Genomic DNA, 21,420 nt, shown 5'->3' on the forward strand with positions numbered 1-21,420 from the left:
CACCTAAGATAGTAAAACCAAAAAAAACCATACAAGCAACATCACATTAACCTAATAAAATTAAACAAATTCAACGAATTAAATAAATACAGATTAAAACAGCACCAAGAAGAACATTATATAAACACACCAAAACAAGCACTAAACATTGCCAATATTCCCTGAATATGATGATGTTAAGGTGTTATTTTGGATGCTTCATCAAATTGAGGTTGATCAACTAAACAAAGTAGTGCTATTCTCATATTCATAGAATGAAACCACAGAATAAAGGAGCAGTGTTATGATTTCTTCATCTCAAAAACAGGGACTTGTAATGATCGCGGTTATCGTAGGCCTAATGACACTGCCAATGATGTACTAAGTATCTAATTCCCAATAAAAAAAGAGGACACTTTCGTGTCCTCTTTTTTTATCTAACGATTGAGTAAAACAACCTAATACCATTTATGGCATTGTGACGTGTTTCGATAGGGCTTCCCAATGAAGATAGTAAAAAAGAAGCGCCGCTAACGTGATTAAGGTCATTAATGAAATGGCTACACGCCAAATAAAACGACCGCTGCGCGGAGTCAGCTCCTTCTCACATTCATCACACACACGAAGAAATGCTTTGCGATCTTCTAACTGATAGTTATCTTCATGCACAACTTTGTTACGAATAGTGGCAATGAACCTCAGCTTGCCCACCACATCATGTGGTAAACGCTCTTCACAGCTAGTCACCAATTGATGTAACCCCTTCCCCTCAGCGTGATATTGCTCTCTCAACAAGCTTTCCAATCGACGCGTTCGCAAAACCACTTTCTCAATATCTGACATTATCGCCCTCCTGTGCCAACTCTGGTGGCGCTCCATCTATTTTTATCATACTTCCCCACGGAATAGTTGAGCATTTTTGCTCGCTAACCTACCGAGGAAATGTGATATCCGCTGGAAAAAAAACCGTCAAACCAATCAAACTCACGCTTTAGTAGCAAGCAACACTCCTTTGCCATATGTTGCACGCTAAAATGTCGCCTTCATCGCTAAGGAGTTCACCATGCCGCTTTCATTACTTATCGTTGTCGCTTTGTTAGTTATCTCTGCTATTTGGGTATTTAGCTATTTCTATCGTCGCCATGTGCAAGGCGAAAACGCCCCCGAACGCACTGCTAATGTCACGATTATCGACAAGCAAGCCATCGTCATCCCTCATGCTCGCCCTGGGGAAGAGGATCAGGAGTTCTGGATTTACGTCCAAAAAGGCAAACTTGGCCCAAAGCGGGAATTTCAAGTCGGCGTGCATTATTACCATGCACTTAACCCAGGCGACCAAGGAATGCTGACTTATTGCGGACACAAGTTTCTACACTTTGCACTCAAGCGTTAAGGTAATAACCAACGTGTTTTTGCAGAGCGAGCAACCCATATACTCACCGCCAGTGATCCTGCGCCGCTTACGAGAATCCATAACGGGATCACCCATGCGGGATTCCCTTGATCCCACCCATACTCTTTTACAGGCCATAGAAAGATGGGATGTAATAAATAGATGCCTAAGCTGTGCTGGCTTATCACACTTACGACTTGCTTAGCACGAGCGGGCAATCTCTCAGCAAAATATCGACACACTATAAATATCATGCTGGCGGCTAACACAACGTTCAGTGTTTTATAAGAGAGCCAGCGACCAATCGTATACTCACCCGCTGCGACACTGTGGCTGACCACCATCCATACCGTCGTCAATAGTGCCAGACAGCCAAGCAGAATCGCCATACATAGCGTTACTCGGTTGAGTGGCACCTTCTGATAGAGCAAGTAACCCAACGGTAAATAACCAGCAAACAGCCATAGCTCATTGCTCCAAGGGCCATCAATACCGCATAAAAATAAGGTGGTCGTCAGCAGCCACACGGCAACTAATGCGTACAGCGCTTTATCATCAACTCTTCGGACCAGTAGCTGTAGAAAAGGGATCACAAAATAGAGTGGGATAAAGTAATAAAAAAAACCTAAATGGTAATACGTTGCGTGGTGCGTACTGTTACTCAGCACCGCCTTTGCAACTTGCCCATCAAATCCACTCGCACTCCAGCCGGATAAATAAGCATAGAAGAGCGACCAAACGATAAATGGCAGCAAAACTTTGCCAAGACGTCGCTGAACATAATAACGCGCATCAAAAGGGCGACGATCACTAAGCATTAAGGCTCCAGTGATCAATATAAAGACTGGCACAGCCCAACGGCTTACACTATTGATGCCAACCGCAACCACCCACTGCTCAAAAGGAATATCGCCGAGTTGCTGCCGATAGGGGGCCAACACATGAATACCGATCACCGCTACAGCCGCCAAACAGCGCAATAAATCAAAAAAAATAACTCGTTTGGTCATAGTGCCTATCCACAGTGTTTTAAGGTTTCTACTATAAAGTTGAAATAGTTGGCTATGTAATCCGCAAGTCAGTTATCGGTAAAGGATCACTAATGCCATTATAATTAATAGCTAATACCTATCGAATAAATCAATCAAAACGAATTTATTTTGTTCACTTCAAGGTGCAATCTAATGCTTAACAAGAGAAATCACTTATCCATGACAACGAGGTGAACACATGACAACAAATTTGATCGGTTTAGATACCAACCAAAGCCAACAACTTGCACAAGCGTTAAACCAATTATTGGCTAACTACCAAGTGTTTTATATGAATACTCGTGGTTACCATTGGAATATCAAAGGAAAAGAGTTCTTTGAACTGCACGCAAAATTTGAAGAGATTTACACTGACATACAGGTCAAAATTGATGAGTTAGCGGAACGAGTTTTGACTTTAGGTTATCAACCGTTGCATAGCTTCAGCGCCTATTTAGCAACAGCACAAGTGTCAGAACACACTAACGCAACTAATGGTCAAGAAACCATGCAAGGATTGGTTAAGGGATTCAGTGTATTGATCCACCAGCAACGAGAAATTCTTGAAATTGCGACGCAGGCGGGAGATGAAGGCACTTCAGCACTGATGAGTGACTACATCCGCGAACAAGAGAAACTGGTATGGATGCTGAATGCTTGGCTGCAATAAACCCTAAGTTTGGGCAAACCGCCGTCGCTCATGACGGCGGTTTTTATATTCGCACGAAATTTATTACAGCAAACGATGAATATCTTGACTCCAGCGCTGCGCCGCCGAAAGCTCATCACTGACTTGATTTAATTCAAGCCCTAGCAGATCACAATGGCTTTCCACTCCTTGCCAGTCCGCTTGCTCAAAACACTCCTCAAGTGCCAACAGCTCGCCAATGGGTCCTTCACGCTTTTGCAGTGCTAGTTTGACCACGTCACACAAGGGTAACTGCGCAACCAGCTCTTCAATTGAAATATCCAGTAAGGCATCTAACACAGAAAAAAGACCAATTAAAAAAGCTTGCTCGCGATGTTGACGAAATGAAGGATGCCCAGACATTAATTGGCAAAATTGAGCACGTTGCAAAGAGAGGTTATACAACTCTTTCGGCTTTTTAGCTGAGACAAATGAAGCAACGGCTAATGATACAAAGGTTTTGAGTTTATCTTGACCAAGATAGACCAAGGCTTGACGAAAAGAGGAAATCGGCACGGATAAGCGATCAGACATAGTGTTGACGAATCTGAGCAACTTGTATGAGAGCGCTACATCTTGCGCGACAATGTATTCAATCCGTTCAAAATCAGCATTTGGCTTACAAACTTCTCGAAACAGCTCTAAGGCGATAATCTGCTCTGGTCCAACATAACGCTGCTTAATCATTTCTGGTTTACTAAAGAAATAACCTTGGAAAAAGCTAAAACCGGCATTACGTGTCACGGTGAACTGGTGATCCGTTTCAACTCGTTCCGCTAAATAACGACGCTTACTGCCTTCCGCTAAACGTTGACGTACAAACTCGCAAGCGTGATCTAAGCCCAGCGCCATAATATCGAGCTTGACGATGTGCACATAACTCAGAAAGCGTTCCCATTCTGGCGCATACACAAAGTCATCCAGCGCCACCAGATAGCCACGCCGATACAACTCTTTAATCGCCTCAAGCAGTTCATCCGTCGGCTCACAGGTTTCGAGCACTTCCACCACAATTTGTTCTCGCGGCAACGTTAAAGGCAGACGGCGAATTAAACTCTTGTAGGGAAAATTAATAAAACAACGTGATTTGGGAATATTAGGATTGATCCCCACCGCAAGAAAGTTTTCGACGATCAAGCGATACGTGGCTCGATTCGACTCAATGTGCGCTGGAAACGCGTTTTTTTCCCCATCACGAAAGAGCAATTCATAGCCAAGCGTATGCTGCTTAGCATTTAAGATCGGTTGTCGTGCGACATAAGAATAATGCATTAGTGATTAACAACTAATAATTGAGACATAGCCATCTTAGGACTTCGCCACTGCTAGTAGCGCTCCACAACCAATAAACATCGAGCCAAATACTCGGTTAATCTTACTCATGACACTCTCTGAACGAATAAAGCGCCCCATGCGTGCGGCTAAGGAGGTGTAACCAAGCATCACAATCGAATCAATGGTTACCGTGGTCACGCCTAACACCAACAATTGAATGAACTGATCTTGGGTTGGGTCAATAAATTGTGGAAAAAGCGCCACCAGAAAGACGATGGATTTAGGATTTGTCAGGTTGATCAACACCGCTCGACGCAATAAAGACCAACTCGTTTGCATTTGAGCCGTTGCATTGGCCATCATACTTGAACGATCGCGCCATTTTTGAACACCTAACCACACCAGATACGCAGCACCAACCCACTTAATCACACTAAATGCCATGGCTGATTGTGCCACTAAGGCACCAATTCCGGCTCCCACCAACATGATGTGAAAAGCCAAACCCAATTGTAAACCCACAATCGCGGCTAGTGATTTACGTGTACCGTAGCTAAGGCCATTGCTGATGGAATTGACCGTCCCTGAACCCGGCGCCAAACTAAACAGTATCGCGGTCACCACATAGGCAAGCCAAACATGAGTATCCATTGCAATTCCTCTCAACTAGACTAATCTAGCCTAAAAATGAACTATTCCTCGAATCTGTCCAATAAGAATAATCTATGAATCAGACGAGTCCAAACTCCCCACCTTATACTCAAGAGTCTTTCTTTGAGCAAGTGATCAATACCACGATTGCCGATTTCTGGCACTCCAGAGAAGAAGGTTTTATCAAATCTGCTGATAAAACAAAACTTTATTGGTGCAAACTTACCTCGCCTCAACACTCAAAGGCGATCTTCGTCGTCAACGGACGAATTGAATCTTGCTGGAAATATCAGGAGCTATTTTATGATTTTTTCCAACAAGGTTATGATATTTATTCTTTTGATCACCGTGGACAAGGGCTTTCTGATCGATTAATCGACGATCCACAAATCGGCCATGTCGGTGAATTTGATGACTACATTTTAGACATGCAGCGTGTCATTGAGCACTTTGACTTAAGCCATTATGCACAACGTTTTCTCGTCGCCCACTCGATGGGCGGTGCCATTGCGACCCGGTATGTACAAACATACCCTCAACACCCATTTGCGGCTATGGTGCTCAGCGCGCCAATGTTTGGTGTCAACATGCCATGGCAATTACGTCCTATCGCCATGACACTGAGCCAAGTGCTGACGGCGATGTATAGCAAACCAACCTATGCGCCGGGCTATCAAGCCTATTCGGCAAAGCCTTTTGAGATTAACCCATTAAGTCAAAGTCAGGTGCGTTACCAATGGTTTCGAGACCTGTACCAACGCAAACCCGAATTGCAAGTTGGCGGCCCTAGCACGCGCTGGGTATGGCAAGGGCTAATGGCAGCGAAGCTGTGCCAACTGATGACTCGTCAAGTGAAGTTACCAACACTCATCTTGCAAGCAGGGCAGGATGAGATTGTCAGTAATGCGGATCAAATCCGCTTTGTCACTAAGCTGGCGAAAACCAATCCATCTAGCAAGCTGGTCATCATTGAAGGAGCAAAGCATGAGCTCTTTTTTGAAAAGGATCGCTATCGAAACCAAGCACTTGATGAGCTATTTAAGCAATTCCAATCTCTTGAGAACACGGTTTAATCACGGTGTTAGAACTGAGCAAATAGAGGAAATTTCAATTGAGAGTTTTACCCTCTTTTTCCTCTTTAAGATGGCGTAAACTAGGCCACACCAAAGTTTCTCCACCATCTGCGATCTGCAAACCAAATCGACCATGATAATGAGGGTTTTATGACCACCGAATGTAAAGAGCACGCGATTCATATCGTGGCGTCCGATCTCGACGGTACACTACTTGCGCCAAACCACCAATTGAGCGAATTCACCAAGCAAACGCTACAAGCGCTTCACCAAAAAGGCTTTACTTTCATCTTCGCTACCGGTCGCCATCACGTTGATGTGGCGGGTATTCGCCAGTTAGCGGGCATTCCAGCCTACATGATTACTTCCAATGGTGCGCGCGTTCACGATCAACATGACAACCTGATGTACAGTAAAAATGTACCGCAAGAATTGGTACAGCCCGTCATTGATGTGTTTAAGCAAAACCCTGATATTTTTGTTCACATCTATCAAGATGAATCGTGGTTATTGAATAAAGAAGATGAAACGCTGCGTGATTTCCACGAAGAATCCGGCTTTAGCTACCAAGTATTTGATGTCAATAACGCACCTACCGAGGGCGTCGCCAAAATATTCTTCACCCACCCAGCGCAAGATCATGAGTTATTAGCTCAGTTTGAAGAACGCTTAAACGATATTTTTGGCGACAAACTGAACGTCGCCTTCTCAACACCTTGGTGTTTGGAAGTGATGGCAGCAGAAGTGTCGAAAGGGGATGCGCTCAAAGCCGTTGCAGAATCATTAAACCTGACCCTAGATAACTGTATTGCGTTTGGCGATGGTATGAACGATGTGGAAATGCTGTCGATGGCTGGTAAAGGCTTGGTGATGGGCACATCGCATCAAAAAGTGTTCAATGCACTGCCGAATAACACCGTGATTGGTAGCAATGCAGAAGACGCCGTGGCTCGCTATTTGCGTGAACATTTATTGTAACAGCAGCCTGCAGTAACGAGCGGTCACAAAACACAGCGCCATTTGAGCGCTGTGTTTTTGTTCATAACGGCTTCACGATTTATCTCTGATTCTTGTCCGCGGGTTGTTAAATTCACACCCATCAGTTCAATTTGCCAGCGCCTTTGTGCCATAATCTAGCCTCGTTTCATTGCCCAAAAAGAGTCTGCTATGAAAGTGCTTCACTGTTCCGCGCTGTTATTGACCACATTAATGCTGCAAGCCTGTGCGACACACAACGCATCACAGCCACCAGCCGTACCGATGGCGAGTTTGGATAAACCCAGCTCAATCAAAGCACAGCCCTTTATTATGCGTGGAGAAGTCGTGGTAGGTCATGAGGCGCAAACCTTTACACCTTGTGGTAGCAATCAACAATATTGGCTAGCACTGACGCCACAGCAGACTCAGCAAGCCTTGAGTTTGGCTCGCGCGCCTTATCAGCCTTTGTATGGGGAGCTCATCGGTACTTTATCAGCGCCAAGCCGCACAGGCTTCGATGCCGATTCCAGCGCACGTTTCAACGTGACCAGCATCAATATGCTCAGTGCTGAAAATCCTAAACGCTGCAATCAACCACTCAAACCGACGCGCGCTTTTGGCAACGAACCATCATGGTCCATCCACTTTGAAGGGAAAAACCTTAACTTTCAAACCATCAGCGGTGAAACTCAAACATTCGCTATCACAAAAAGTCAGCTATCTGAAACTAAGCGTGAGTACCAAATGAATCAAGGTTCGCTGCTCCTCACACAAAAAATGTGCAGTGACGGGATGAGTGACTCGCTGTACGGCTGGAGTTCCACCTTGAAAGTCGGTGAGAAAAGCTATCAGGGGTGTGCCACCTTAGGTAATAGTGATGCGACGCTTCCATGGGTTGGGGCTTATCATGCTACTTCGACCCAAAATAGGGATTTCACGATTCGTTTGCAACTGAATGCGGATCATACCGCTAGCACTCATTATGACTACAACGATGGTCAGCCATCGACCGTTGAAAAGGGGTTTTGGCAACCATTAAACCTAAATCAGATCCAAGTTGTCATGACGCGCCACCAGCAACAATATCTGCTTTCTGAACGTCTCTTTACTCGCACTGGTTACCAACTGAAAGCAGAAAAAGAGAAGGTGGGCGATGTACTCTACCCTATCGCCAATGGCGGTTTAACGTTATTTTCTGAAAATATCGAGACACCATAAGTGACCAGACCGTGCCCTTGCCCAGTTTGCCATTTTAGCTATCAATGCCTCTGTTCACTGCAACCAACACTGGATAGCCAACTGCGCATTGCACTACTGATGCATGAAAATGAACCGCATCGAGCGACCAATACTGGCAAGCTGCTGCTGCGTAGCTTGCCCAATTCCTCTGTGTACATCTGGGACCGAGTCTCTACGGCGAAATCATTACAAAAGAGAATTCTAGATGAGAAGTTAAACGCTGTGGTTATTTTCCCTTCGACGCGCAGTCAATCGCTCACCGAATACCAATCTCTCTCAACGTCTGACACTCAAGAAATCGTGTTTATTATCCTGGATGGGACATGGCAAGAAGCCAAGAAGATGCTCAATAAGAGCCCTTGGTTATCCGATTTACCGCAGCTACACCTCACCCCAAATCAAATCTCTCAGTATGGATTAAGGCGAAATCAAGATGCTGGTCATTTATGCACGTTAGAAGTGGGCGTTGAGCTGCTCAACTCTCTCGGAGAACCAAATAATGCGAGAGAGTTACGCGCGTTTTTCACTTACTATCTCAAGGCTTTTCAAGCGGATAAAAGCGGTCACGCCCTAAAGCTGCAGTAATGAATCCAGTTGATGGATTTCAATATCAGGCAACACTTTGGCCTTACGACTGGCGAGCAAGGTTTGGCCTTGATCGTTATACCAACAGGCTTGGAAACCATTGCATTTTGCGCCTTGCACATCGGTTATCAGATGATCACCAACGTGTAAAATCGAGGCTGCAGGTAACTGTAATGCAGCCTGCGCTTTGTCAAAAAGATCCGGATACGGCTTGGCCAAGCCATCGGGACCCGCTTTAAAAATTTGTTGAAAATAATGCCCCAAGCCAATTTTGTACGGGTCAACATTGCCGTTGGTAATCGCCACTAACGGCATGCGCTTTGCCAGTTCGGTCATCACGCGGTGCGTCTTCTCTGGCACCGTGATTAAGTGACGTAACCGCAACACTTCTTCAATGGCATTCTGCGCAGCCTGTAAAGCAAGTTGCGGCGAATAGCCTAATTGAATTAAGCCTTGTTCTATCTGCTTAAATCGCCACTGAGTGACATCATGGCCGAGCAGTGGCTCTTGCAGCGCCAGTTGCTGTTTAAGTTGCTGCCACCAACTTATCGGACGCGTCGCGGAAAGCGGATGATGAGTGTGCAGCCACACGACCATTTGCTGCTCAACATGATGGATCACTGGATGGTTGTCATACAACGTGTCGTCCAAATCAAAGCTCATCGCTTTAATGGGGCCGATATTGCGATAAAAGTGCATGCGTTACTCGCTCTGTTTCTTTTTACGTGCTCTTGGGTGCGCTTGGTCATAGGCCTGCGCAAGATGTTGAAAGTCCAAATGAGTATAAATTTGCGTCGTCGAAATATTCTCATGACCCAGCAACTCTTGCACAGCACGTAAATTATTGCTCGATTCAAGCATGTGAGTCGCAAAAGAGTGGCGCAGTTTATGTGGGCTAATATGGCTAGCCACCGCCTGCTTTTGCCCCCACTCGGCCATGCGTTTTTGTACGTTGCGATGCGAAATACGAACACCCAGCTTTGAAACAAACAAGCTTTGCTCATCAGCGTTCGCAAACTGCGTCCGTATTTTCAACCAATGCGCCACCCATTCTTTGGCTTGGCCAGCAAAAGGCACCTTACGTTCTTTATCCCCTTTACCCACCACTCGAATCTCGCCGCGGCTAAAGCTCAGGTCTTTTACGTTAATGCTGACGAGCTCCGCTAAACGCAACCCAGCGCCATACATCAATTCCATCATGGCGCGATCGCGCACTGACAGCGGATCATCATCCTTGACTTCGAGTAGTTGCGCGACTTCATCCACATCTAAGTTTTTCGGTAACGGGCGTTTTTTACGCGGTGCTGCAACGCCTTTGGCCGGGTTAGCCGTCAGTTCACCACGCAAGATCAAGAAATCAAAAAAACTGCGCAATGAAGAGAGACGCGTCGCTAAACTGCTGGCTTTCATCCCTTCACGCATCCCTTTGCTCGCAAGCTGTCGCACCCAAGCGGCATCGACTTGTTGCCATTGATTCAGCCCCATCTGCACTAAATGCTGCGCCATGGTTTCCAGCTGTTGTTTGTAATTGCGTTGGGTGTGCAAGCTCAACCCTTTCTCGCTCCGCAGATATTCATAGAAGCGAGTTAAGGGCTGCTGTAAGCCGTTAGGCAGAGGTGTGGCTGATTCGGTCATGCTCAATCGGTTGCCAAGGTAGAGTCTCAATTAAATGAGAGAGAACTAACGCCAAATGACGTAAAAAGAGGGTATCCATACTCGGTTGAAAATGGCCGCCATCTTCACTTGCAAACGCTAACACGCCTTGTGATGAGCGCTTACCTAATGGTAGCACCACATACGAACCCATTTCTGGCGCAGCGGTTTGTTCACCAAATAACGCTTGGCGATCCAACTTTTTCATACGCCCTAAATAAGCATTTTTGCCATTAAAATGGTTAGTTGCAAAACGCTGCCATTGCTCTTGGGTCAATTGATAATCGGTTTCAGGCGAGGCCACTAAACGAATATACGCTACCAAACCTAAGGTTTGCGCTTTGTTTTCTATTGCCTTACATACTTGCGGCATTGAATGACATTTTAAGATCTGCTCTTGTAGATCCATAAATTCGTGGAAAGTGCGGTCATTATTGGCCGCTAATGACATAAAGGCGGTGATCTCTTCCTCTAACTCCTCAATTCTCTGGCGCTGACGATTCAGTTGTACATGCACCAAAGAGACCGCACCTTGTTGATGGTGCGGCAAGGAGAGCCTGTCAACCAGCTCTGAACGCTGGAGGAAAAAATCTGGGTGATCTCGTAAATATTCAGCCACAACTTCGGCTGTGAGTGCATCCGCTTCAACGTGTGACAAAACGATTCCTTATCTTACTTAACCCTAACAAGAGACTTGACCATCAAACACATGAGTCGCAGGGCCTGTCATATAGAGTGGCTTACCCGGCCCTTGCCAGTGGATCTCTAACGAGCCACCAGGTAAGTGTACTGTCACCTCTTCCGCCAATAACCCTTGAAGAATACCAACGGCAACCGCGCCACACGCACCACTGCCACACGCTTGAGTTTCACCCGCGCCACGTTCATAAACACGTAGCTTCACTTCATTGCGATTCAGCACTTGCATGAAGCCTGCGTTAACACGCTCTGGAAAACGCTCATGAGATTCAAGCAGTGGACCCAAAATTTCAACCTCAGCAGTTGTCACATCCTCCACCACTGTCACCACATGCGGATTGCCCATACTCACCGCCCCGCAGAACAAGGTTTTCTCTTCAACGCGCATGATGTAGGTTTTCTCTGCCTGTTTGGCTCGAAATGGAATCTTATTAGGCTCAAATTCTGGTATGCCCATGTTGACGGTGATTTGATCATCCTCTTCAACATTTAAAACCATTTTGCCTTTTTTAGTCGTGACTCCAATGCTGTACTTATTGGTCAGCCCTTTCATCCGCACAAAGCGAGCAAAGCAACGTGCGCCGTTGCCACATTGTTCAACTTCGCTGCCATCGGCATTAAAAATACGGTAGTGAAAATCACTTTCCGGATCATACGGCGCTTCAACCACTAATAGCTGATCAAACCCCACGCCAGTATGACGATCCGCCAAGCGGCGGATCAAATCAGGGGAGAAGAAGACGTTTTGTGTAATGCAATCAACGACCATGAAGTCATTACCCAAACCGTGCATTTTAGAAAAATGGAAATGCATAATGCTTCAATTTACTCCGGCAGAATACGCTCTAATGCCCATAGGCTCGATAGTGCTTCACGCTGACGAACAAGGTGGGTTTGTGCACCATCCACCATCACTTCCGCCACGCGAGTACGTGTATTATAGTTCGAAGACATCACAAAACCGTAAGCTCCTGCTGAGCGAACCGCCAGTAGATCTCCCTCATCCAAGACCAATGAACGATCTTTACCCAAGAAGTCACCGGTTTCACAAATAGGCCCAACCAAATCATAGGTTAGCGCTTCACCTTGGCGCGGCACAACAGGAACAATATCTTGCCAAGCTTGATAAAGCGCTGGACGCATCAAATCGTTCATCGCCGCATCAATAATGGCAAAGTTTTTGTGTTCGGTATGTTTGAGAAACTCTACTTTCGTCAACAACACGCCCGCGTTAGCCGCAATAGCACGTCCCGGTTCAAAAATCAGTTCGAGATCTTGATGGTTACTCAAACGCGCCAACAAGGCTTTGGCATAATCGGAAGGCTGCGGGGGTAACTCATCGCGATACACCACACCTAAACCACCACCAACATCCAAATGTTTAATGGTGATCCCTTCCTCTTTAAGCTGATCAATTAACGCAAGTAAGCGATCGGTTGCATCAATAAAAGGGGCAATAGCAGTCAGTTGAGAGCCAATGTGGCAATCAATACCATGAATGCTGAGATTCTCTAGGCTTTGTGCCAAGCGATAAACATCCAGTGCACGGTCAAAAGCAATACCAAACTTATTGTCACGCAAACCGGTTGAAATATAAGGGTGGGTTTGTGCATCCACATCAGGGTTGATGCGCAGTGAAATCGGTGCTTTGACACCCAGCTCGCCAGCCACTTTATTTAAACGTGCTAATTCAGGCTCGGATTCAACGTTAAAGCATTTAATCTTGAGCTCCAACGCGCGTTTCATTTCAGCTTCCGTTTTACCGACGCCAGAAAATACCACTTTCGCCGGGTCACCACCCGCCACCACAACACGCTCTAGCTCTCCTGCCGAAACAATATCAAAACCTGACCCTAAACGCGCCAACGTGTTTAATACGCCTAAGTTTGAGTTAGCCTTCACCGCATAACACACCAGATGAGGGTGTTCGCCTACCGACTTATCAAAAGCATGCCAGTGACGCTCTAAAGTAGCGCGAGAATAGACATACAAAGGCGTGCCGTATTGCTCAGCCAACTCTGTTAATGCGACATTTTCAGCCCAAAGCTGACCATCGTCCTGATAATTGAAGTAATCCAAAATTCGTTTCCTTTAAGCTAAATCAATGACTATGGCTGAGGTTGTTCACTCTGCTCAGGCTCTGCTGGCATGTATAACGGCCCGGTTTGACCACACCCTGCGAGAGCAAGGAGTGACAACATAAAAAGTGCAGCGATTGATTTTTTCATTTTGCATGTCGTGATTATTGAGTCAATGCCCCCTATAATCGCACCACAATCAGGAAAAGCAATAGGATAGACAGGATGAACGATACTGAATTTCACCAACTTGTCGATGAGCAGCTAGAAATCATTGAACAAGCGATAGACGACGCAGGTGCCGACATTGATTACGAGACCTCAGGCAATGTGATGACGTTAGAATTTGATGACCGCAGCCAAATTATTATTAACCGCCAAGAGCCAATGCATGAAATTTGGCTGGCATCAAAGTCAGGCGGTTTCCATTTCAAACTGATCGACCAAAACTGGATTTGTTCAAAAACAGGGCTGGAATTGATTGCGATGGTGAAACAAGAATGTGAAAAACACGCTGGCGAAACGATCGACTGGGTGTAAAGCAACAACGCCAAGTGACAGATGTGTGGCTTGGCGCTACCGAACTAAGCGTTGACCGCTTTTGAAGGACGAGAATAGAGCGCCGAATCGTTACGATAAGGGACAATATAACTCTCCCCTTCTTCTGGGTGGACAATTTGATAATACTGCGGCAGATTGAAGTTAATAAGTTTAGCGGAGAGTGGGTTACCGTCGCGCACTGAGGTATAAAAGCTGTTGACGTTAGTGATCATCTCATCTTTTTCGCCGCTGAACTGGTGATAGACTTCAATTTGGTTCGACTCATCCAACACATAAATGTTGAAGCCTTTATCGGTATCTTCAAAGAAAAACTGCACTAAGCCTTCACTAGCAAAACCATCGACGATTTCCGGCAGTTGATAATCTTGATCGCGATCGAGCATTAACAGCGGTGAACCTTTCAATTTGTTGGTTGAAATACTGCGGTAAAAATCTACCGAATTTTCCAACTTCTGTACCGAAACCCCTCGCCGTTCAAAAAACAGACCATACATTTGATCGCCAATGCGTAACGCTTTAAAACGGCGACGTTTCTCTTGCTCTACCGGTTTCAAACGCAAATCGATACATTCCGCCAGCAACTGGTACACCATGTTGCGCATCACGCCACGCAGACTCTTGCTGTAACAAAATACATCGACAGACTCTGGCGGTAGCGCATCTTGGTGCATTTTGCCAAGCACGGTTTTCAACGCGTCGAGCATCGCCGTTTCGCCAGTAAAATGGAGAGTCCGTACTTCATGCCACGAGTTGCGATACACTAAATCGACACTACCGACTAAGCTTTTTTGCTCAGATCCGAAACTGAAAATATCTATATTTTTCAAATCAATTTTGAGCGATTTACCGCTTAATTCCGCGGTAGGATCATTTTCAAAGTTGATGAACATCGCCAGTTGGCTGATTTCACAAGGGCTCGCTAAGGCCTGCATGGTCGGCCGCCGCTTACGCAACGAGAAGGTATTACGCAAATCGCTAACCATTTGATAGAACTTATCAATATCCAACTGTGCGTCACGTACTACTGAATGCAAATGAGTTGATTCCGTGATCAAACCATTAAAGAAGGCCCAAGAGACCAGCTTACTGAGGTATTCATTATGCTCAAGGAAAGGTTGGCCAATCATACGATGGGCAACCAGAGGCTGCTTATACAGATACCAGCCCGCTTTATTGGTTCGCCCTTCTCGAACTTGAATGAACGAGAGATCCGGCTCGTGCAGATCTGGCGAGATTTGTGGATTCAGTAGTGTGACTTTACCCGGCAACACCTCAAACACCGCATACAACTTACGTGCGAGGATTGATATATCTTGTGGGCTAATGGCCGAGGTGATGTCATTACGACGCGCAAACTGGATCAGGTTTCGATAGCTCAGCATCAACGCATCTAACAACGCATGGTGGACAACTTTAACTTGTTCGACTTTCCAATTACGGCGATTGTCTAATTCTTGAACAACAGATTCCGACCAATTCCATTGCTGAATCATGTGGCTTAATGCTTCTCGACGCCATGCCACTGAGCCTAAGCTCGGCTCACGGGATAACTTTTCATGCGTTTTGAGATAAAAACAACGACGCACCAGATCAAGACGGGCAGAATCACCAATACGTTCAAGGTAACGCGTCACTTTTTCAAGCATCAAATAGTAAGCATCCATACTGTACAAATCAGGTTCATGAGTAAAAAACCGTCGTTTGGTATCAATGCTTAATAATTGCGTGTGTGGGTACTCCCACGAATACGCCTCAAGCAGAATCGCTTTTAACACTGACTTGTAAGGCGAGTCGATGCTTTTATAAAGCTGCCAAAGGTTTGCGCCGAAATACTCTTCAGCAGGAATGCGGTTCAACTTACCAAAATCGATCCATTCACTGCAATTAATGTAATCATTGCTGCACAATTCGTGCACGTATTCGTCGTAGCACTCTTCCATTTCAGGAGGCACGATTTGCCACAGTAAACGCTTGCCTGCCAAGCGAACAGCAGAGCGATAGAACTCGTCTAATAGCAGGAGATGTTGCGATGAACCGCAGTTTTCGCCTGTCATCTGCTCAGAATGATTACTGCGAAAACGTAGCTCATCCATCAAGAAAAAGTTAGCTTCCACCCCTTGGCTCTTTGCCCAATCAGTGATCAACAAACATTTGTTGCTTAAGCTTTCCCGCTCATCACAGCTCATACTCGATGCTACACATACCCAAATATCTAAGTCACTCGAGGTGCTTTGACCGATCGACGAGGTACTGCCCATGGTATACAGAGCAAGAATAGCGGGGGTGTCTGCGGTCGGTAAGGGTTGACCTAAGGTGAGTTCTGTATCTTCAACCAGCTGACGTTGGATGTCGTTAGGCTCAAAACCATAGACACCATAAGGGACTTTTGCATCGTAGTAGCCGGGAATAATCGGGTGATTGAAGTGCAGTAATGCAGGAATGAAATGAAATACACGTTGACTTTGCAAATCCATAAGCGCCAGCGCACGCTCGGTACGTTGCTGGTTGAGATTGTCTAATCGTTGAATTAACGTCTTGGTGTAAGCCTGCAAGGTTGATTCCTTGGTTGAAACATTAACACGCGCTTTGATTATATTTTATTCTAAAGCACCAAAAAAACGTGATCAATCTAACATTTTCTTTCCATTTGGTAAAGCCCTCTCAATGCATATCACACTCAGGCAGAGCATGCCTACAATGCGCTCCAATGACCTTGGCTATAGTGTCGTAGCTATTTACACTTTGTCGTAATAGCTCATTATATAAACGAGATATAAATCACACAATTTTGACCAATTTATGCTATCTCTTCATCAATCCTTCACAGCGACGATCTAGTAGTAAACCTTTCATAGCGGGAATGATAGGATTAAACCATCCATTACCTACACTCGGGATTATCATGACTCACGCAACACCCATTCGAATCGCCACACGTAAAAGCCCGCTCGCCCTTTGGCAAGCTTATTATGTTAAAGATGCGCTGCAAGCGGCTCATCCTGGCCTAGAAGTGGAATTAGTGACCATGGTAACCAAAGGCGACGTCATTTTAGATACGCCTTTAGCTAAAGTGGGTGGTAAGGGGCTTTTTGTCAAAGAGTTGGAAGTCGCTATGCTTGAAGGCCGTGCCGATTTGGCAGTGCATTCAATGAAAGATGTTCCCGTCGATTTCCCTCAAGGGCTTGGACTAGTGACGATTTGTGAACGCGAAGATCCACGTGATGCTTTTGTTTCAAACACCTATCAAAGCATTGAACAACTGCCTCAAGGTGCCATCGTCGGCACCTGCAGCCTACGTCGCCAATGCCAACTCAAAGCATATCGACCAGACCTTGTGATTAAAGAATTGCGTGGCAATGTCGGTACTCGTCTTGGAAAACTCGATGCAGGTGAATACGATGCGATTATTCTCGCCGCAGCAGGTTTAAAACGTTTGAAGCTTGAAGATCGCATTCGCAGCATTATTGAACCAGAACAATCGCTTCCTGCAGTAGGGCAAGGTGCAGTCGGGATTGAATGCCGTTTAGATGACGAACGTTTAAGAGCATTGCTTGCGCCACTCAACCATTCTGACACGGCTGATCGCGTGAAATGTGAACGAGCCATGAACCTAACATTAGAAGGCGGTTGCCAAGTACCTATCGGTAGCTACGCATTGCTCGATGGTGATCATATTTGGTTAAGAGCATTAGTCGGTGAGCCTGATGGTTCTAAGATTGTACAAGGTGAGATTCGCGGCCACCGCTCCGATGCCGAGCAACTAGGAATCACGCTTGCCCATCAATTGCTCAATGATGGAGCGCGAGATATTCTGTCCAAACTCTACTGCGAGCACGAATAAAGCATGACGGTGTTGGTCACTCGCCCCGAAAATCAAGGGATTGAACTTTGCCAACAATTAGCGGATCTCGGTATCCGCTCCGTTCACCATCCATTGATTCAGATTAATGCAGGAGCCGATCTCCCGTATTTACTCCCAGAACTTCAGCAATGCGACATTATTATTGCGGTTAGCCAAAACGCGGTGACGTTCAGTCATCAATTTTTGCAAGATCACCGATATTTTTGGCCAAATGACGCCAGATACCTTGCCGTTGGTCAAAAAACCGCACATGTTTTCAGCAAATTAAGCCAACAAAAAGTACACTATCCGCAGATAAGTGACAGTGAACACCTGCTTGCCCTACCGCAGTTGCAATCAATATCGGGCCTTAAGGTGATGATTTTGCGTGGTAATGGCGGACGTGAGCTCATCCACGACAGCTTAATCGAGCGTGGTGCTGATGTGGTATATAAGGAAGTGTATCGACGCGATACGATCACCTTCTGTGCCGCTGAATCGATATCTCTGTGGCAGCAACAGCAAGTCACTCAGTTAGTTGTCACCAGCTCAGGTCAACTCAATTTTATGATGGATCAATTCTCTGATTCACAACGACTCTGGCTGCTAAATTTAGCTCTTTTTGTCCCAAGCGAGCGAATTCGACAAGAGGCGCTGCACATGGGATTTGGGTGCGTCACGAACGTGGGAAGCGCCTCCAATACAGAACTCGCGGCTAGTATTAGCCAATCTAGACAGGACTCTAAGCATGACAAGCAAAAATAATAACCCGCATATTGAACCTGAAAAAGCAGCCACACCTCCTCTGGTTACAGAAAAAGACGCAACGGATAACCTTGATTCACCAAAAAGTTACGTGCAGGATCCCACTTCTCAGCCTGAAGAAAAGAGTGATAAACGAGCAAAGCGCAGCATCAAACTTTCTGTTATTGCAATTAGCCTATCCATCATTTTCAGTGGTGGTATAGCCTATCAAATGCAGCAAAAAGACGCTGTTTACCAAGCCAAAATCAACGCATTGCAGACTCAATTAACACAAACCCAAAGTCAGCTCGCGGCTGAAATCAATCAAATAAAGCAAGAAACACAAGCCAAAGCGGACCAACTCACTCACAAAACTGACGTAGCCTTGAATCAACAGCAAAAAAGTATCGACAGCTTGCAACTGGCGATAGCTGATATCAAAGGCCGCCGTCCCAACGACTGGCTACTAGCAGAAGCTGACTACTTAGTGAAACTAGCAGGCCGTAAACTTTTTCTGGAACATGACATCGTCAGCGCGACCAAGCTAATGGAAAGCGCTGATCAGCGTATTGCTGAATTGAATGACCCAAGCTTAGTGCCGCTACGCAAAGCCATGGCGCGTGACATTACTCAGCTCAAAATCATCCCATTGATTGATCGTGAAGGGCTAGTGTTACGCTTAACAACCTTACAGCAACAAGTTGACACTCTACCGCTGGCCAATGCCATGTTGCCTGAAACTCAGCAGCAATCAGCACCACAAGTTTCCGAAAATATTAACGACTGGCAAAATAATCTCGTTAGCTCATTGAAAGACTTCTCGGAGAACTTCATTACCTTCCGCACTCGAGACAGTAATGCCATTCCGCTACTGTCACCCGAACAGCACTTCTATCTAAAAGAAAATCTCAAAGCAAAATTAGAAACCGCTATTAAAGCCGTATACGCAGAACAGCAAGAAATTTATACAACGGCACTGAGCACAGCAGATAAATGGTCAGCCAGCTTCTTTAATTCCGATGATCAGAGTGTGCAGCAGTTTAATCACGCGCTATTGCAGCTCAGTAAACAAAATATACAAGTGCAATATCCAGTTAAACTTGAAACTCAGCACGAACTCGCTGATGTCATCACTGAACGCCTACGCCGTGAAGTCTCTCCAATGAGCGTTACGGAGGATAAGTAATGTTTAGAGTCATCTTTCTTTTTGTAGTATTAGGGGCCGGTTTATTTGTCGGAACCCAATATGCTGGCCAGCAAGGTTATGTTCTTATCTCTATAGCTAATAGAACAATAGAGATGAGCGTAACCACCTTAGTGATCTTTGTGATTGCACTCCTCTCTGGATTATTTAGCTTAGAATATCTCCTCAAAAAAGCATTCTACGCCAGTTCAAACACATTAAACTGGTTCAGCGTACGTAAGTTAAAGCGCTCTCGCCGTTATACCAATGAAGGTATCATTAAACTTCTAGAGGGAGACTGGAAGCAGGCAGAAAAGAAAGTCACTCGCTGGGCGAACCACCATGATATGCCGCTGCTCTGCTATCTTGTTGCATCGGAAGCCGCGCAGGGAATGGGTAACAGAGCAAAACGAGATTATTATTTAGATCTCGCTAGTCAACAAAGTAATGCAGGCCTAGCCGTTGAATTAACTCGCGCCAAGCAGCAAGTACGAGAAGAAGAGTTTGAGCTGGCGCTAAGCACTCTATCAGCATTACAAGCCACTCATCCGAATAACACCATCGTGCTCAACTTACTCAAGACAACATACGTGCACCTAGAACAGTGGCAACCGCTGCTTGAGCTTTTACCTAAGCTCCAAAAAGCAAAACAGATCAATGCGGACGAGAGCCAACAACTGAACCAAAAAGCACAATACGGTTTACTAAAAAACGTGGTCCAGCAACAAGGTAGCGAAGGCTTAATCAATCATTGGGACAAGCTCCCAAGGAAAACTAAAAACGACGTCATTTTAACTCAATGCTTCATCGAACAGTTGATTCAACGAAAAGCAGATTCGGAAGCATTTACCGTCATTAAAGAAACATTGAAAAAACACCCAATGCCAGCACTGTATTCATTATTGGCAGAGCTCAATTTACCAGATAGATACCCAGCAATTTTATTGTTACAAGAAGCCATTAGTAAGGATAGTGGTAACGCCGAAGCACACAGCGCACTGGCTCAATTGTATATGAAAGAGCAAAAATGGGCAGAGGCGCAAAGCCATTTGGAAAAAGCGTTATCGCTCCGTGCCAATGTATCTGATTACGCTTATCTTGCCGATAGCCTTGAAAAACAAAACTACCCTAAAGCCGCCGCAGAAGTCTCACGTAAGGCACTGACCATGATAGAGCATGTTTAAATGGTAACCTAAGCACCTAAAAATAACCTTATACCAATTAAAGAAAAGTACGATCTCATTAAGGCTATCTAGCTATTGTTAAATATCACGATGGATAGCCTTAATAGCACCGATTTTAAAACGCTGGCGAGCCAACAAAAACCATCCTAATTCTACTATTACCCGCTTGAACACCTGGGATTTCCTGGATAATTTCTTGATCAAAATGCCATTTGACTTAAGGCCGAGCACGGCACAAAACCTCGAACTGTGAAGCCGCAGCGATTTGAATATGCGTATTTATTTGGGTCGGCATGCCCCTATAAAAAGGAATAGGTGAGGCCGTCGTTATAATGGATGGTGCTGGTAGGTATATAAGTGCAGTTTAGTCATGTCAGTGTCATCACGTTTCTTCCTACTCACCGTGCTAAATCCAATAGAGCAAGTGTGCAGTTGGCTCACGCTAACCAACAAAGTTTTGCGGATCACAACGACATTATGTCTGAGGTGTTCAATGTGTAAAATCGATTTTTAGAAAGTACAGAAAGTACAGGTAGGGTGCTCAAGATATGTTCGAGGGATTGAATTAAGCTATTAATTTTCCAG

General features: G+C 45.4%; 23 protein-coding genes. 12 read left to right on the top strand and 11 right to left on the bottom strand.

From position 1 onward, the window contains the following. Positions 1-447 precede the first annotated feature (447 nt). Entirely contained in the window at positions 448-822 is a 375-nt protein-coding gene (locus tag AACT21_RS10850; protein ID WP_026028288.1) for a hypothetical protein, read from the bottom strand. Between the two features lie 220 nt (positions 823-1,042). On the opposite strand from AACT21_RS10850, the gene AACT21_RS10855 reads away from it, so the two are divergent. Then, the gene (locus AACT21_RS10855) at positions 1,043-1,372 is read left to right on the top strand and encodes a DUF2500 domain-containing protein (RefSeq protein ID WP_017044543.1); all 330 of its coding nucleotides are present in this window, start codon (positions 1,043-1,045) and stop codon (positions 1,370-1,372) included. On the opposite strand, the gene AACT21_RS10860 is transcribed toward AACT21_RS10855, so the two are convergent. Beyond that, positions 1,369-2,382, bottom strand: coding sequence for an acyltransferase (locus AACT21_RS10860; RefSeq protein WP_013855506.1), 1,014 nt, complete (start codon positions 2,380-2,382; stop codon positions 1,369-1,371). The two genes, AACT21_RS10855 and AACT21_RS10860, sit on opposite strands and share 4 nt — an antisense overlap. Before the next feature lie 220 nt (positions 2,383-2,602). Here AACT21_RS10860 and AACT21_RS10865 point away from each other — a divergent pair, with 220 nt between their 5' ends. Next, positions 2,603-3,073 carry a Dps family protein gene (locus AACT21_RS10865; RefSeq protein ID WP_013855507.1) on the top strand — a complete coding sequence of 157 codons (471 nt, stop codon included), beginning with the start codon at positions 2,603-2,605 and terminating at the stop codon, positions 3,071-3,073. A 63-nt stretch (positions 3,074-3,136) separates the two neighbouring features. On the opposite strand, the gene AACT21_RS10870 is transcribed toward AACT21_RS10865, so the two are convergent. Beyond that, on the bottom strand, positions 3,137-4,363 hold the full coding sequence (locus tag AACT21_RS10870) for an EAL and HDOD domain-containing protein (protein ID WP_013855508.1): 1,227 nt from the start codon (positions 4,361-4,363) through the stop codon (positions 3,137-3,139). Positions 4,364-4,399: 36 nt separating this feature from the next. Then, positions 4,400-5,017, bottom strand: a complete 618-nt coding sequence (rhtB, locus tag AACT21_RS10875) for a homoserine/homoserine lactone efflux protein (protein WP_029388131.1) — start codon at positions 5,015-5,017, stop codon at positions 4,400-4,402. 74 nt (positions 5,018-5,091) lie between these two features. Here rhtB and AACT21_RS10880 point away from each other — a divergent pair, with 74 nt between their 5' ends. The 4 genes from AACT21_RS10880 (at position 5,092) to AACT21_RS10895 (ending at position 8,892) form a co-directional block, all read left to right on the top strand. Further along, entirely contained in the window at positions 5,092-6,090 is a 999-nt protein-coding gene (locus tag AACT21_RS10880) for an alpha/beta fold hydrolase (RefSeq protein WP_088731366.1), read from the top strand. 150 nt (positions 6,091-6,240) lie between these two features. Then, complete coding sequence (locus AACT21_RS10885; RefSeq protein ID WP_094164194.1) at positions 6,241-7,068, top strand: Cof-type HAD-IIB family hydrolase; 828 nt, start codon at positions 6,241-6,243, stop codon at positions 7,066-7,068. A 189-nt stretch (positions 7,069-7,257) separates the two neighbouring features. Next, complete coding sequence (locus tag AACT21_RS10890; protein ID WP_094164195.1) at positions 7,258-8,286, top strand: COG3650 family protein; 1,029 nt, start codon at positions 7,258-7,260, stop codon at positions 8,284-8,286. Next, positions 8,287-8,892: a tRNA-uridine aminocarboxypropyltransferase gene (locus AACT21_RS10895; RefSeq protein WP_017042049.1), complete on the top strand. Its 606-nt coding sequence runs from the start codon at positions 8,287-8,289 to the stop codon at positions 8,890-8,892. Here the strand turns inward: AACT21_RS10895 and yigB are convergent. The 6 genes from yigB to lptM are packed head-to-tail and all read right to left on the bottom strand — an operon-like array spanning position 8,878 to position 13,472. Further along, on the bottom strand, positions 8,878-9,591 hold the full coding sequence (yigB, locus tag AACT21_RS10900) for a 5-amino-6-(5-phospho-D-ribitylamino)uracil phosphatase YigB (RefSeq protein WP_094164196.1): 714 nt from the start codon (positions 9,589-9,591) through the stop codon (positions 8,878-8,880). The two genes, AACT21_RS10895 and yigB, sit on opposite strands and share 15 nt — an antisense overlap. Before the next feature lie 3 nt (positions 9,592-9,594). Beyond that, positions 9,595-10,527: a tyrosine recombinase XerC gene (gene xerC / locus AACT21_RS10905; RefSeq protein WP_010319873.1), complete on the bottom strand. Its 933-nt coding sequence runs from the start codon at positions 10,525-10,527 to the stop codon at positions 9,595-9,597. After that, entirely contained in the window at positions 10,499-11,203 is a 705-nt protein-coding gene (locus AACT21_RS10910) for a DUF484 family protein (protein ID WP_094164197.1), read from the bottom strand. Before AACT21_RS10910 ends, xerC begins: the two co-directional genes overlap by 29 nt. Before the next feature lie 24 nt (positions 11,204-11,227). After that, positions 11,228-12,058 carry a diaminopimelate epimerase gene (dapF, locus tag AACT21_RS10915; protein ID WP_010319875.1) on the bottom strand — a complete coding sequence of 277 codons (831 nt, stop codon included), beginning with the start codon at positions 12,056-12,058 and terminating at the stop codon, positions 11,228-11,230. A gap of 11 nt (positions 12,059-12,069) precedes the next feature. Continuing rightward, positions 12,070-13,323, bottom strand: a complete 1,254-nt coding sequence (lysA, locus tag AACT21_RS10920) for a diaminopimelate decarboxylase (RefSeq protein ID WP_013855516.1) — start codon at positions 13,321-13,323, stop codon at positions 12,070-12,072. Between the two features lie 29 nt (positions 13,324-13,352). Then, complete coding sequence (gene lptM / locus AACT21_RS16705; RefSeq protein ID WP_033197445.1) at positions 13,353-13,472, bottom strand: LPS translocon maturation chaperone LptM; 120 nt, start codon at positions 13,470-13,472, stop codon at positions 13,353-13,355. Between the two features lie 75 nt (positions 13,473-13,547). On the opposite strand from lptM, the gene cyaY reads away from it, so the two are divergent. Next, positions 13,548-13,862 carry an iron donor protein CyaY gene (gene cyaY / locus AACT21_RS10930; RefSeq protein ID WP_010319878.1) on the top strand — a complete coding sequence of 105 codons (315 nt, stop codon included), beginning with the start codon at positions 13,548-13,550 and terminating at the stop codon, positions 13,860-13,862. Positions 13,863-13,906: 44 nt separating this feature from the next. Here the strand turns inward: cyaY and AACT21_RS10935 are convergent, their stop codons facing one another. Further along, positions 13,907-16,435: a class I adenylate cyclase gene (locus AACT21_RS10935; RefSeq protein ID WP_088728525.1), complete on the bottom strand. Its 2,529-nt coding sequence runs from the start codon at positions 16,433-16,435 to the stop codon at positions 13,907-13,909. 350 nt (positions 16,436-16,785) lie between these two features. On the opposite strand from AACT21_RS10935, the gene hemC reads away from it, so the two are divergent. From hemC to AACT21_RS10960, 5 genes are all read left to right on the top strand, one after another. Continuing rightward, positions 16,786-17,724 (top strand): hydroxymethylbilane synthase, encoded by a 939-nt coding sequence (gene hemC, locus AACT21_RS10940; protein ID WP_026028808.1) that lies wholly within the window; start codon positions 16,786-16,788, stop codon positions 17,722-17,724. Positions 17,725-17,727: 3 nt separating this feature from the next. Then, positions 17,728-18,489, top strand: coding sequence for a uroporphyrinogen-III synthase (locus tag AACT21_RS10945; protein ID WP_094125691.1), 762 nt, complete (start codon positions 17,728-17,730; stop codon positions 18,487-18,489). Continuing rightward, positions 18,473-19,654 carry a uroporphyrinogen-III C-methyltransferase gene (locus AACT21_RS10950; protein WP_094164198.1) on the top strand — a complete coding sequence of 394 codons (1,182 nt, stop codon included), beginning with the start codon at positions 18,473-18,475 and terminating at the stop codon, positions 19,652-19,654. Before AACT21_RS10945 ends, AACT21_RS10950 begins: the two co-directional genes overlap by 17 nt. Beyond that, on the top strand, positions 19,654-20,835 hold the full coding sequence (locus tag AACT21_RS10955) for a heme biosynthesis protein HemY (RefSeq protein WP_094164199.1): 1,182 nt from the start codon (positions 19,654-19,656) through the stop codon (positions 20,833-20,835). The genes AACT21_RS10950 and AACT21_RS10955 overlap by 1 nt, the downstream gene beginning before the upstream one ends. 357 nt (positions 20,836-21,192) lie before the next feature. Then, complete coding sequence (locus tag AACT21_RS10960; protein WP_157722350.1) at positions 21,193-21,336, top strand: hypothetical protein; 144 nt, start codon at positions 21,193-21,195, stop codon at positions 21,334-21,336. Positions 21,337-21,420: the final 84 nt, after the last annotated feature.

It is taken from the genome of Vibrio sp. V08_P9A1T1, from assembly GCF_963874405.1.
In the GTDB taxonomy this organism is placed as follows: domain Bacteria; phylum Pseudomonadota; class Gammaproteobacteria; order Enterobacterales; family Vibrionaceae; genus Vibrio; species Vibrio anguillarum.

What these genes read in the sequence shown, in the direction of transcription:
- AACT21_RS10850 (WP_026028288.1), bottom strand. Translation starts at nt 822, where the DNA reads ATGTCAGATATTGAGAAAGTGGTTTTGCGAACGCGTCGATTGGAAAGC.
- AACT21_RS10870 (WP_013855508.1), bottom strand. Translation starts at nt 4,363, where the DNA reads ATGCATTATTCTTATGTCGCACGACAACCGATCTTAAATGCTAAGCAG.
- AACT21_RS10950 (WP_094164198.1), top strand. Translation starts at nt 18,473, where the DNA reads ATGACAAGCAAAAATAATAACCCGCATATTGAACCTGAAAAAGCAGCC.
- rhtB (WP_029388131.1), bottom strand. Translation starts at nt 5,017, where the DNA reads ATGGATACTCATGTTTGGCTTGCCTATGTGGTGACCGCGATACTGTTT.
- dapF (WP_010319875.1), bottom strand. Translation starts at nt 12,058, where the DNA reads ATGCATTTCCATTTTTCTAAAATGCACGGTTTGGGTAATGACTTCATG.
- AACT21_RS10885 (WP_094164194.1), top strand. Translation starts at nt 6,241, where the DNA reads ATGACCACCGAATGTAAAGAGCACGCGATTCATATCGTGGCGTCCGAT.
- xerC (WP_010319873.1), bottom strand. Translation starts at nt 10,527, where the DNA reads ATGACCGAATCAGCCACACCTCTGCCTAACGGCTTACAGCAGCCCTTA.
- AACT21_RS10955 (WP_094164199.1), top strand. Translation starts at nt 19,654, where the DNA reads ATGTTTAGAGTCATCTTTCTTTTTGTAGTATTAGGGGCCGGTTTATTT.
- lptM (WP_033197445.1), bottom strand. Translation starts at nt 13,472, where the DNA reads ATGAAAAAATCAATCGCTGCACTTTTTATGTTGTCACTCCTTGCTCTC.
- cyaY (WP_010319878.1), top strand. Translation starts at nt 13,548, where the DNA reads ATGAACGATACTGAATTTCACCAACTTGTCGATGAGCAGCTAGAAATC.
- AACT21_RS10880 (WP_088731366.1), top strand. Translation starts at nt 5,092, where the DNA reads ATGAATCAGACGAGTCCAAACTCCCCACCTTATACTCAAGAGTCTTTC.
- AACT21_RS10865 (WP_013855507.1), top strand. Translation starts at nt 2,603, where the DNA reads ATGACAACAAATTTGATCGGTTTAGATACCAACCAAAGCCAACAACTT.
- yigB (WP_094164196.1), bottom strand. Translation starts at nt 9,591, where the DNA reads ATGCACTTTTATCGCAATATCGGCCCCATTAAAGCGATGAGCTTTGAT.
- AACT21_RS10890 (WP_094164195.1), top strand. Translation starts at nt 7,258, where the DNA reads ATGAAAGTGCTTCACTGTTCCGCGCTGTTATTGACCACATTAATGCTG.
- hemC (WP_026028808.1), top strand. Translation starts at nt 16,786, where the DNA reads ATGACTCACGCAACACCCATTCGAATCGCCACACGTAAAAGCCCGCTC.
- AACT21_RS10860 (WP_013855506.1), bottom strand. Translation starts at nt 2,382, where the DNA reads ATGACCAAACGAGTTATTTTTTTTGATTTATTGCGCTGTTTGGCGGCT.
- AACT21_RS10945 (WP_094125691.1), top strand. Translation starts at nt 17,728, where the DNA reads ATGACGGTGTTGGTCACTCGCCCCGAAAATCAAGGGATTGAACTTTGC.
- AACT21_RS10855 (WP_017044543.1), top strand. Translation starts at nt 1,043, where the DNA reads ATGCCGCTTTCATTACTTATCGTTGTCGCTTTGTTAGTTATCTCTGCT.